Source organism: candidate division KSB1 bacterium, from assembly GCA_034505495.1.
Lineage (GTDB): Bacteria > Zhuqueibacterota > Zhuqueibacteria > Residuimicrobiales > Krinioviventaceae > Fontimicrobium_A.
Genome location: JAPDQV010000011.1, coordinates 21,577 through 33,736 on the forward strand (window position 1 = coordinate 21,577; position 12,160 = coordinate 33,736).

Annotated in this window: 8 protein-coding genes; 1 reads left to right on the forward strand and 7 read right to left on the reverse strand. The window is 54.1% G+C overall.

Going from position 1 to position 12,160, the window contains the following annotated elements:
* Positions 1–19 precede the first annotated feature (19 nt).
* From ONB24_06610 to ONB24_06620, 3 genes are all read right to left on the reverse strand, one after another.
* Positions 20–3,199: a TonB-dependent receptor gene (locus ONB24_06610; GenBank protein MDZ7315775.1), complete on the reverse strand. Its 3,180-nt coding sequence runs from the start codon at positions 3,197–3,199 to the stop codon at positions 20–22.
* Between the two features lie 53 nt (positions 3,200–3,252).
* Positions 3,253–4,263 (reverse strand): LacI family transcriptional regulator, encoded by a 1,011-nt coding sequence (locus ONB24_06615; protein ID MDZ7315776.1) that lies wholly within the window; start codon positions 4,261–4,263, stop codon positions 3,253–3,255.
* A 347-nt stretch (positions 4,264–4,610) separates the two neighbouring features.
* Positions 4,611–5,804, reverse strand: coding sequence for a pyridoxal phosphate-dependent aminotransferase family protein (locus tag ONB24_06620; protein ID MDZ7315777.1), 1,194 nt, complete (start codon positions 5,802–5,804; stop codon positions 4,611–4,613).
* Between the two features lie 220 nt (positions 5,805–6,024).
* Between ONB24_06620 and ONB24_06625 the strand changes: the two genes are divergently transcribed.
* Positions 6,025–7,008: an NAD-dependent epimerase/dehydratase family protein gene (locus ONB24_06625; protein ID MDZ7315778.1), complete on the forward strand. Its 984-nt coding sequence runs from the start codon at positions 6,025–6,027 to the stop codon at positions 7,006–7,008.
* Here ONB24_06625 and ONB24_06630 read toward each other — a convergent pair.
* The 4 genes from ONB24_06630 to ONB24_06645 form a co-directional block, all read right to left on the reverse strand.
* Positions 7,005–8,225: a HAMP domain-containing histidine kinase gene (locus tag ONB24_06630; protein ID MDZ7315779.1), complete on the reverse strand. Its 1,221-nt coding sequence runs from the start codon at positions 8,223–8,225 to the stop codon at positions 7,005–7,007. The genes ONB24_06625 and ONB24_06630 overlap by 4 nt on opposite strands.
* Positions 8,222–10,552, reverse strand: coding sequence for a YfhO family protein (locus tag ONB24_06635; GenBank protein ID MDZ7315780.1), 2,331 nt, complete (start codon positions 10,550–10,552; stop codon positions 8,222–8,224). Before ONB24_06635 ends, ONB24_06630 begins: the two co-directional genes overlap by 4 nt.
* A 3-nt stretch (positions 10,553–10,555) precedes the next feature.
* Entirely contained in the window at positions 10,556–11,119 is a 564-nt protein-coding gene (locus ONB24_06640; protein MDZ7315781.1) for an acyltransferase, read from the reverse strand.
* On the reverse strand, positions 11,112–12,160 hold a 1,049-nt coding region (locus tag ONB24_06645; protein ID MDZ7315782.1), incomplete at its 5' end, for an oligosaccharide flippase family protein. The genes ONB24_06645 and ONB24_06640, both read right to left, overlap by 8 nt.

Here is a 12,160-nt window from a genome sequence, read left to right on the forward strand (position 1 = left end):
AGCTTACCTCGAAAGTTAATCAGTCCAAATTGAACGACGTGCGTATGCCGAAAAAGAAGCGGCGCGGATTCAGGAAATTGAACGACGTCTGGTTGGGCATGTCGATGTAGGCTTTGTCGTCCAGTATTTTTTTCATGCGCTTCGAATCGACTTCCCGCCAATTATTATCGGCATACTCCATATATCGGCCGGTCGGTGAATGATAATAAATCACCTTCGGATCGGGATTGCTGATGGTTTCCAATTGACCGACCTGTTCGATCGGCTGAAACTCTGCACCGTGCCGGCGATAGTCGCCGACCCGATCATTGCCGGGGATGTTGTTGTAGGCTTCGCTTTTCGGCAGGTGCAGAGACTCAAAGTAGGCAATCTGGTCATTGACGTCGTAAAAGCTCGCGCCGGAGAGGAATTTGTTGTTGAACAAATTATCGATTTCGCAAAAGAGAGAGAGCTCCATTTTGGAGATGTGGAACGTCTTGCTCAAGCGCAGCATAAAGTTGTACTCGTCGCGTACCTGCACGTTTTGCGAAATGTGCTGCAGGCCGTTGGGATTCCAGGTGACCCAATCGCCGGCCCGCCAATTCGCCAATAGATTGATCAGCCAGTCGCCCGCCGGTGCCAGACCGCCGACGCGCGGCCCGAAATCTTTGGGCGTGAAAAAGGTCAGCCCGGCGCGCGCGTACGGCCGCGGGATCGGACGTTCCTGATACAAGTTCTGAGTGCGGCGGTCATAATCCTTTTGCTGCGACGGCGAGGCGTAGACGCGGTCGGTGCCGAAATGGCCTCGCGTGCTCACCTGATAGGTATAGTTCGCAAACCCGCTCCACCAGCGTCCGCCGGATTTGCGCAGCGTCACCTCAAAGCCGCGAATGTCTTCGTAGCTGTTGTTGTTGGCCATGTTGTAGTTGATGCCGGCCACTTCGTCGATATAAGTGGTAAAAGCCTGCTGATCGCTGATGTCATGATAAAACGCCGCAAGCTGGAGTAAAAGAGTGTTCATCAAAACGTGATCGTAGCCGAGTTCGTAAGAGATGGTTTTGGCCATGCGGAGTTCGGGATTGCCGATGTTGGTCACCTGGCCCGACCCAGCGCGCGACAGACGAAAGATCTGCTCATAGGTCGGCAGCTGCTTAAAGTGACCGTAATTGAAGAACAATTTGCTGTTGGCGGTAATGGGATGCGAAATGCCCAAACGCGGGCTGAAAGAGATCTCAGGCTCGGCTTTCTTTTTCGGAAATTCTGCGTTCGGATTATACTTGGCGGAATAGAACTGCTTTGTGAATGGGCCGATGTCCCACCATTCGCAGTTAGAGTTGAGATAATCCATCCGCAGACCTGCGTTGAGAATAAACCCTTTGGTTTCATACTTGTCCTGAATGTAAGCCGAGGCGCTGATGGGGAAATTCCGGCGCTGCACCATATTGAAGGTGCTGGTAAAGTAGTTGACTTCTCCATAATGCAGGTCGAGATCGGAGTAAAAGAATTCAGCGCCGGTCTTGATTTGATTGCTGAAGCTGACTTGGGACGTCAGATCGCCCTTGAGCCGCAGAGAGGTGCTCTTGCTGTAATCGCGCGCTGTGCCGGTATGGCCGCCGAAGAACATACCGTCGAGTCCGGTTTGCGGCAGAGGACTCCATCCCATCGGCGCCTCGTCGACAAAATAGCCGGGGATGATCTCGTATTTGCGCGTATAGTCCCGCTCCCGAATCGGCTCCGTATGATAGCCCTGATGCACGGTCTCGAGACTCACCTCATAAAAAGTTTTGGGTGACAAAACATGCGAGAGCTTGATGTTGTAGGCGTAATTGGAGACATCTGCGGGACAATACCAGGAATCGGAAAAGATGCGGCCCGAACGCTGTTCCGCCGTCAAACGTGCAATTTGGAGCGGCGTACGCATGAAATCGGTCGGATTCCAATAAGGCTGTCCGCTGATGCCGAAGGTTGTGCCGTAGTAATTATTGTCGGTCGCATTGATGGCGACGTTATAGCTTTTGCCCCAAAGGCCGCCGATGCGCAGCTTCATGGCAGACGAAAGGTCGGACGTCAGCTGTAGAGAAAAATTGTCTTCCAGATAGTCGTCGCGGCTGAGAGGGTAGAGGAGCATTTCGCGTTCACGGCGCCAGGCGGCAAAAAAGCGCAGATTGCCCAACGGTCTGCTGATGAACGGCACTGGTCCGCCGAATCCTATGTCGACGTTGTAATCCGGTTGATCCGTGACCGGCCGCCTGCGATGCCGCCACATCCAGTCGCGCTGGGCTCCTGCCGGAGAGAGGTCGTTGGTCGGATCGTCGTCGGTCATCAGCTGCTCGGAAATTTTATTCCATCCCTCGAATTTTGGATATTGACGCTGCGTGTACTTGTCCCAGGCGCCGCTTTCTGTGCCGGTCCAGCAGACCGCGTCGTCGAGATAGGGCCGGTTCCACATGGACATCGGATCAAAAGGCGAAATGCCGAAATGCTTCGGCGCCGGCGGGGCGTAGCGCACGGTAAACGAGCCGCTGTAGGCGTCGCGGCGACCTTCCTGGGTGACGATGTTGATGATGCCGGAGCGAACCTGCCCGTACTCGGCGTTAAAACCGCCGCGTTCAACGGATACCTCCCGTACAGCCGAAAGAGCGATGCCGGTAATCGGCTTGTTGTTGCGGGGATCGCGAAGCGTCACGCCGTCCACCTGAAAAAGCGCCTGGCGCGCATCGCCGCCGCGGATAACCAGTCCTTCTTCTATGCCGGCGTTCAACTCCACAACCTGTTTGACCGAAACAACCGGCAGCTGCTGCACCTCCTGACGCGATATGGACGCAACGCTTGTGGCGACGTCTTCGCGCATAATGTCGCGCTCCGCCGTGATGGTGATCTCCTCGCCGGCCAAGACCTCCATGCTCAGGGCGAAATCAATGCGGGTCGTCTGATCGATCAGCACCCTGACGTCCTGCACGGCCATTCTGCCGTAGCCGATGGCCGAGGCGTGCAGCGTATAGAGGCCCGGCGGCACCTGCAGGATCGTGTAATAGCCGTTGAGATCCGTGGCGGCGCCCAAGGTCGTGCCGCTGACGGTCACATTGACCCCCGGCAGCGGTTCGGCGGTCGTTTTGTCGACGACTCGTCCGGCAATTTTACCGGTCGTGCCCGCAAAAAGCAGCGTCCCGCTCAACAATACGACTGCCAAAACAACCCTGATGAAAGAACGGTGGGGCATAAGCACCTCCTTAAGGATAAAGCGATCGTCCGCCGCTTCCCTGACGAAACGGATCAGCTGGATTGGCGGACGATCAGAGTCGTTTTGAGAATGATGGTTTGATTCTTTTCAATCGATTCCGGATGTTCAATCAAATCGAGCAGCGTTTTAGCGGCAGTTTCGCCGATTTCGTACGCAGGCTGGCGAACCGTCGTCAGCGGCGGATCGATGAGGGCGCCGATCGGGTTGTCGCTGAATCCCACCAAAGCAATGTCCTTCGGAATATGCAGCCCCATCTGCTTGATGTTTTGAAATGCTCCCAGCGCAACGGGATCTGTTACGCAAAAGATCGCATCCGGAAACTGCGGAGACTGTTTCAGCAACTGCTTAAAGCCGGTGTCTCCATCTTCTTCATTCAAGCCGCCAAAGACAACCAGAGAGGGATCGTACGGTCGGCCGCTTTTCGCAAGAGCGTCCCGGTAGCCGGCGAGACGCTGGTGTCCGATGGAAAGGTTCTGCGGACCGGCCAAATGGGCGATTCTCCGATAGCCGCGGCTGATCAAATGTTGCGTGGCCTGAAACGCTCCGTCGTAATCATCGACGATGACGCTGACGCCTTTAAAACCTTCACAGACGCGGTCAAAACAGACCAGCGGCACACCCCTTTGCACGAGAGCTTCGAGGTGGCTGCACGTGGTGGTGCTGATCGACAGCGAGGTCAACAAACCGGCAACCCGCTGCGCAACCATGGCCTGTAGGTTGATGACTTCGCGCTGGTAATCCTCATTCGATTGACTGATAAATACGTTGTATCCGGCACGGTAAGCCACATCGGTAATGCCGGCCATGATTTCTGCGAAAAAGAAATGTTTGACCTGGGGAACGATGACGCCGATGGTATTGGAACGTTTTTTCTTGAGATTTTGGGCAAAGGCATTGGGCTGATAGTTCATCTCCCGCGCAGTTTTGAGAACAAGTTCCCGCGTTTCCGGATGAATGTCGGAATGTCCCTGGAGAGCGCGCGAAACAGTGGACGTGGATACCCCGAGCTTTGCGGCAATGTCTTTGAGTGTGGTGTGGTGCACGAATTACCTCTGGAGTTTAAAACGTTCCCGCAAACGTTCCCAGGAACAGTTTAGCAAAAAATTGTCTTGTTGTCAAGTAAAAAGTGTGACAATGACAATTGAAAATTCCATAAAGAATGAAAGAGGTTTGCAGATTTTTAGGACTGGAAAAGGAGAGAAAGCATGGAAAATCGCTTTAGGAGGCAACGAACAGGGAAAGATGTCGATTATATCTTTACACGCCGGATATTTAGAAACAGGGGGCTTTTTTTAGGATCAAGGCTGTTCGCAGTAAAACAACGATAGGATGCATGGCCGCTGCGGAAGAATTGAAAAACAAAAAAGGCTGCCGCCGGCAGCCTTTTCTTTCAAATGACGCCCAGTTGTTTGCCCACTTTGGCGAATATTTCAATGACCTGATCCAGCTCTTCGTCCTTGTGGGTAGCCATATAGCTGGTGCGCAGCAGCGCCATACCCGGCGGAACGGCAGGGCTGATGACCGGATTGCAGAGCACGCCGTTCTCGTAAAGCGTCCGCCAAAAGAGGAAGGTTTTTTCGTCGTCTCCGATGATAATGGGAATGATCGGCGTTTCGCTGTTGCCGGTATTGAAACCCAACTCCTTATAAGCTTTCAGCATCTTTTTCGTGATCTGATGCAGCCGTTCGATGCGTTCCGGTTCTTCCTGCAGAATCTTTAAGCAGGCGATGACGGTAGCGACGGCGGAAGGCGGCGGGCTGGCGGAAAAGATCAGCGCCCGAGCGTTGTGCTTGATGTGGTGAATGACATCTTTATCGCCCGCAATAAATCCTCCGAGCGAGGCAAACGATTTGCTGAAAGTACCCATGGTAAGGTCGACCTCATCGATCAGGTCAAAATGCTCGGCGGTTCCGGCGCCGGTTTTGCCCAACACGCCGATCGAGTGAGCATCGTCCACCATAATGCGGGCGCCGTATTTTTTGGCGATGCGCACCAATTCCGGCAGCTTGACGATGTCGCCGCCCATGCTGAAAACGCCGTCGGTGATGATCAGCACTCCGCCGTCGTTCGGCAGGTTGCGGGACAGCATGCGCTCGAGGTCTTCCATGTCGTTATGACGGTATTTCAGCGACTTGCCGAACGCCAGGCGAGTGCCTTCGACAATGCTGGCATGGTTTTCGGCGTCGCCCAGGGCCAAATCCTTTCGCCCTACAAGTGTACTGATCACACCCTGGTTGGTTTGAAAGCCGGTCGAAAAAACCAAGGCGGCTTCTTTGTGCATAAAAGCGGCAAGCATCTCCTCGAGCTCTTCGTGCAGAGTGAGTGTGCCGTTGAGAAAACGCGATCCGGTGCAGCCGGAGCCGAACCGATCGATCGCATCCTTGGCCGCCTGCAGTACCCGTTTATCTTGGGTCAGCCCCAGATAGTTGTTAGAGCCGATCATGATCTTTTTCTCGCCGTCGATCACGACGGTGGTGTCGGCGCCGGATTGAATGGCTTTGAAATAGGGATACCAACCTTCCTCAATTGCCTGTTTGGCTCTTGCACTTGTGCCTTTGGTGCATTTTTCAAAAATGTCTTTCACTCTCTGTTCTCCTTATCAAGTCGACAGCCTCTTTATTGGAAGGGCAAGGAAGTTCAGGTGCGGATTATTTAAATGAAATATACTCATTCGTCATGCGAGAGTCAATATTTATATCGATTTGGACGACTGATGAAGGATGGCAATTCTATCCTGTTGCTGGAAATTATGGGAAAATTTCCGCAAAAAGCGTACATTCCGGCCAAGGAACAGGAGATTTTGCATGCGCGTAGTGATTACCGGCAGCAACGGATTCATCGGTTCGGCTCTGGCGGCCGATTGTCTGCAACGCGGCTTTCAAGTCAAATGTCTCGTTCGCCGTACCAGCGACTTGTCACGGCTGCAGGGTCTGAATGTCGAATTGTGTTACGGCGAGCTGCGTCGGCCCGACTCATTGCAGGGCCTCTTTAAAGATGTCGATATCGTTTTTCATCTGGCCGGGGTAACGCGCGGCCGAAATGAACAGGATTACTTGGCCGGCAACTATCATTCGACGGTCAATCTTTTGGAAGCCTGCCTTGCGGAAGGACCGGAGCGGCTGAAGGTCGTTTTTGTGTCGAGCCAGGCGGCAGTGGGGCCTTCAACAGCTGATCGGCCGCTGACCGAGGAGGATGAGCCGCGTCCGATCTCTTTGTACGGACGCAGCAAGCTGCTGGCGGAAAAGGCGGTGCTCGAGTACAGCCGAAAGCGACCGGCCGTTATTGTACGGCCGCCGAGTGTCTATGGGCCGGGGGACAAGGATTTCCTCATTCTCTTTCAAAATATTCAACGCGGCATTCTGCCCATGGTGGGCGACGGCAGGCAAAGAATCAGCATCATCTATATTGATGACCTTGTTCGCGGCATCCAGGCCGCAGCGGAAAAACCGCAGGCGAACGGCGAAATCTTTTTCCTCAGCGGCGATGAGGATGTCTCGTATGCCGAGTTGGCCCAGACTATTGCCCAGGCTCTCGATGCTCGGCCGCTGACTCTTCATCTGCCGATGCCTGCCGTCGAAGCGGTCATTCGCCTTAACGTACTCGTGTGCCGGCTTACGGGTAAAGCCACGATTCTCAACATGGACAAGCTGCGCGAGATGAAGCAACCCGGTTGGTTGTGCAGCAATCGCAAGGCAAAGGACGTTTTGGGCTTTCAGCCGCAGGTCAATTTGGCCGAGGGGATGCGCCGCACGGCGGCGTGGTATCGGGAAATGGGACTTTTACGTTAGGAAACACGGCCGACGGCCAGTGGCAGTTCGATTCTCATCGTTGTCCCTTCATTCGGCCTGCTTTCCAGCACGTAAAGTTTTCCATGATGGTATTCTTCGATGATGCGCTTGGCAAGGCTGAGGCCTAAACCCCAGCCGCGCTTTTTTGTGCTGAAGCCGGGCTTAAAGATGTCGTATTTGTGCTTGGCCGAGATGCCGATGCCGTTATCGCGCACATCGATGTACAGCCGCTTGTTGTTGATCAGGCCGGTTTCGAGAATGATGATGCCCTGCTTTTGCCGTACCGCATCGATAGCATTCTTGATGAGATTCTCCAGCGCCCATTCGAACAGATCGCGGTTGACCGGCGCGGGCGGCAGGTCATGCAACCGTTCTATCAGCCTGACTTCTTTGGCGGTCTGGGGCAGCCGCCGACGAAAATAGGCAATGATGTCGCGAAAGATAGGCTGCAGTTCCTGTACTTTCAACTCGGTCTGGGAGCCGATTTGAGAAAAGCGCGAAGCAACTTTTTCCAGCCGCTTGACGTCGATTTCGATGTCGTTGACGATCTCCTGCAGATTTTTCGGCGGCAAATTCGATGAGCGCAAAATTTCCACCCAACCCATCAGCGATGAGATGGGCGTACCCAGCTGATGCGCCGTCTCCTTGGACATCCCCACCCAAATAAAGCGCTGCTCGCTCCTCTTCATGATCTTAAAGCCGACACACGCCAAAAGAATCAGCAGGCCGATAGTGCTCACGGCTATGGCGGGCAGCTGCGCCAGTCGGCTGATGTTCTTCGAGTCGCCGTAATAAAGATAGTTGATGATCTGCCCGTCGTACACAATCGGCACCGGCGGATTTTCCTTCTCCATGCGGCTGATGATTTTTTTGACTTCGCGAATTGCCTCCGGTGAGCGGTCGTTTTCCGGCACATTGAGATTGATCCACGAGGCCGGCTCGCCGTCCGCCTGCGTCAGCACGAAGGGAAAGGTAATGCGGCGGGTAATGTTTTCGAACGCCCAACCCAATGCTTTAGCATCTACATCGGCCGTGGCGATGCGTTGGATAGTCTGAGCGTAGAACTCGACAATTTGTCTCGACTCGGCGCGCAGGTCTTTGACCAGCTTTTGCGTATACAGTACAATGGCCAGCAGACAGCTGACGATGGCCAAAAAGAAGGCGCTGCGCAGGGTTCCTGACTGCAGGTAGATAATTTGTTTAAGGCGGCCGATCATCGTCGTTTCCTTCTGCGGCGGTTTACCGCAACATACAGCACACGACCCAGTCCCGCTAAATAGGCTGCGCCGGCAAAACCGCTGAGCAACAGTCCTTGACGGAAGGAGTCCGGCCGGTATTCCATTACAATGCGACGAGAGCCGGGCGGCAGCACGACGGCGCGCAGAAAGGAATTGGCGCGATAAATCGTCGTCATTTTGCCGTCGATTTTGGCCGACCACCCATCCGGCATATAGATTTCACTAAAGACCAGCAGCGCCGGCGATTTGATTTCCACCTCAGCCTCGACGCGGCCGGCGGTGCTTTTTAACGACACCAGCAGATTTTCCGACGAGTTGACAGGCCGAATCGCAGGCTGCTTTTCGAGAATTACCGTTCTCTGCGGATCGAAATCGACGCTGCGCATGAGATCGAAAGATGCGGCGCCGGCCGGCGCAACGACGATAGAATCGACAAAAAAGGCGCGCGGGAGGACGTGCAGGTTCTCATAGATGTAAAAGTCTCCTTCGTGCAGCAGACGGAAATAGGGATCGTGGATGAGCGAGCGGCATACCAGATAGCGCACATTCAGCATGTCCAGGATGGCGCGGTCGAAATTCAGGCGCGCCGGATCAATCGACTGAACCGGAATGGGCTGTTCGATGACCCGTCCGCTGCGCGAGATCAGGCGGGTATATTTGGAAAAAATTGGATTATGCAGCCAGGGTGTATCCGCCAGATGCAGGCCGGTTTGTTCGAGCAGTTCGTTATAAGTTTTCAGCAATGAGGCGGCCTGGCCGGTAACCGATTCCAATGGATGAGGCAGCCTTCCCAGCGTGCTGAAGACGCGAAAGGGCTCGTTACTTTGCAGCAGCGAAAGGAGAGTTACCTTGGGAACGGTCTCTTGCGTCATTTCTCGATAAATATGGCGATTGACGCGAATTACGTCGACGGCAATGAGAAGAAAAAGACCGATTGCAAGCTTGGTATAGAGCAGTTTATTACGAAGGTACAACTCGATGAGCAGAAAGCCGAAGCCGACAAGCATAAAGACCGCCGCTGCATCGGCAAGTGCCGAAAGATAATACCGATGTCGCTGTTGAATGGTCAGCAGCGGGATTTGCCGAAGGATATGATCGTCGAAGAATTGGCGGTTGAAAAAGAGAATGAGAAGAAATGAGGCGGCGGCGCCTAATACGACAAGCATGTAAATTTCCAAACGGCGGCCGTATTTTTTCTTTAGGGTGCGCGGCAACTTGTTGAGGGCGGTTAGAGAAAAAGCCGTCATGAGCGTAAAGAGCACCGGCCAGCCGTGCGTCGTCAACAATGCGTCGAAAAAAAATCCGCCTGCAAATAAAACGCCGAGCAGTACGGCCAAAAGAGCGATCAACAGCTTTTTGCGCAGCAGGAACAGACAGCCGATGATGAAAATCTGCAGAGCGCCCGCATAAAGCAGGGTCGTCTGCTCATGCCCTACCCACGGGCCATTAAAGGATTGATAGAGAAACAGCGGCAGATCGCTCCACCGGAGGGTGGGAAGCGTTTGGGTAAGGCGAAGAAAGCGCGAGCTGTCGAGCAGCGGCCAGAGAATGTAGGCGGCGCCCAAAAGTCCGAGCGCCGGTAGTAGAATAAAATAGCTGCTTTTCAGCACTGCCTCGAGCGGGCGACGGTATTTGGTCCAACTGCTGACGATGATAAAGACGGCGAGCAGAAGCAGTGTAATCATAGACACGACGGCGCTCGATCGTAAAAATTGAAAGGTGAGGAATAAGGAGGCGAGAATCAGCCAGATGAGGCGATGTTCCACGATCAGGCGATGGGCTAAATATAGAACAGCCGGCAAAAGCGAAAGCGAGAGCACATGCTGCATCTGACGATTGCAAAGGTCCACGACCCATTGCGGATGAATCGCCAAGGCTACGGCGGCAAAGACGGAAGCAATCGGCTCGACGCCCAAGCGGCGCATAAGGAGAAAGGTAAAAAGGGATAGAATCAACAGATTGAGCAAAAGATAAATTGCCCCAGGCTGCGGCAGCAGGTTGTCGAGAGGCAGAATCAACTCATAGAGGAGCGAATCGAACAGGTTGAGACGGCTTACCCATGCAGGATCGCAAAAGACCGGACAACCGCTGTTCACCAAAGGGTTCCACAGCGGCAATCTGCCGATGTGGAGTGCGGTTGCAGCAGGGAGAAAAGGCCGCAGAGAATCCCTTTGCACCATCGCCCAAGGCCAATAGACTACCACCGCAAACAGCAAGGAGAGCAGCAATGTCGCCCATATCGGATGCTTGTGCAGAAAGGCCGGCTTTGGCAACGGCTTGGCTTCAGAGGGTGGTCGCGCAGCCATGGGTTACATGTCCTCTTTTCCCAAGCGCACTGCGTTTTCCGAAGCAGGTCGGCTGCCGTAATCGTCGAGCCGGCGAATGACCTGAGCCGGCACGCCGCCGATCATGACGTTGCCTTCAAAGCTCTTGGTCACGACGGCTCCGGCCGCAACGACCGTATGATCGCCCAAGTGTACTCCCGGCGTGATGATCGCCCCGGCACAAATCCAGCAATTCCTGCCGATGACCACCGGTCCTTCCTTGATGTAACGACCATAATCGTAAATATCGTGGTTCATGCTGATGATGCTGACATTCGGACCGATAAACGTGTTCTCGCCGATGATGATGCCGTTGCGGGCATCGAGATAGCAAAAGGGTGCCAAGCCCGGATAGGTGCCGTTGCGCTGCACTTTTTGCGGCGACTTGACCACGGTGGTCGGATGGATGGGCCAGGGAACGTGCGCATTGCGGCGGAGGATTTTTTGATGAAAGGCAAAACGGATCAGTTTCGGCCACGGCAGCTTCGGGTCGCTGAAATTCCGACCGAAAAATACGCGCAAAAGAAAATAGATCGCTTTTTCAAACATGCTTACCAGCCCTTGCTCGGCGAATATAATAATAGATCGACAAATTATAAAAGAGATAAAAAAGTCCCGCTGCCGCCGAGAGCGCGGCGATCATTGCCCGCGGGGACTGATGAAAAACGGCCATCACCGCAAAACGGATGACGATGGAGACGGCCACGAGGATAAAACCGATTTCCTGGCGGTCCAGGATAATGAACGTGCCGCTGATGGGCGAATTGATGAACTGAAAGTACATCCAAAAAGTAATGATGCGCATATAAATGCCGGTTTCTATGTAACTTTTGCCGAAATAGAGCGAAGCGATGAGCGGGCCGAACGCCAAAATGACGACGACCGGCGCCAAACCGATGATCGCCAGCTTTTTGACCGTGCTTTTATAGACGGCCGCCAGCTCGTCGGCGCTGCGGTGGTAGGCCTCGGCAGCTTTTTGGTAATAGACCTGATGCACGGAGCTGCCGATCATGAACAGCGGCACGTTCATCATCTGATTGGCCATGGAATAGAGCGCAACCTGCTCGGCGCCGAAGTAGCGGCTCAGCATAAAGACCGGCAGCTGCAGGGAAAAGGTGTTGAGAAAAAACGTCGCCGTATTAACCGTGGGAAATTTTTTGTAGGCTATAAATGTCCTTTTCAGGTCGGTGAAATTTAAAAACAGCGTCAGGCGGCTGAGGCGGTAGAGTGCGGCCCCCGCCAGAGCGTAACCCAGCAGCTGGGTGATGAGCAGCGTGCGAAAACTGCGATAGAGAAGGCCGAGCGCAATCGCAAAAATCATCGAGGAGCCGATCTGGATGATTTTGTTCAATGCCAACACGCCGAAAAGTTTTTTTCTCACCAGAATACTTTGCAGCAGCTGCACCCAGGCAAACAGGAGAACGCCCAGAGATAAAGCGTATTTGTACGGAACCAGAGGCTCGGCTTTCAGCATTTTCAAGAACGGCCGTCCCCAAATTGAAAGCACCAGCGTGAGGACGGCGACAAACGCGAGCGTGGCGGCGACTGCCGCCGCAATGACCGATTCCGCTTCCCCCTCGTCCTCAGGAA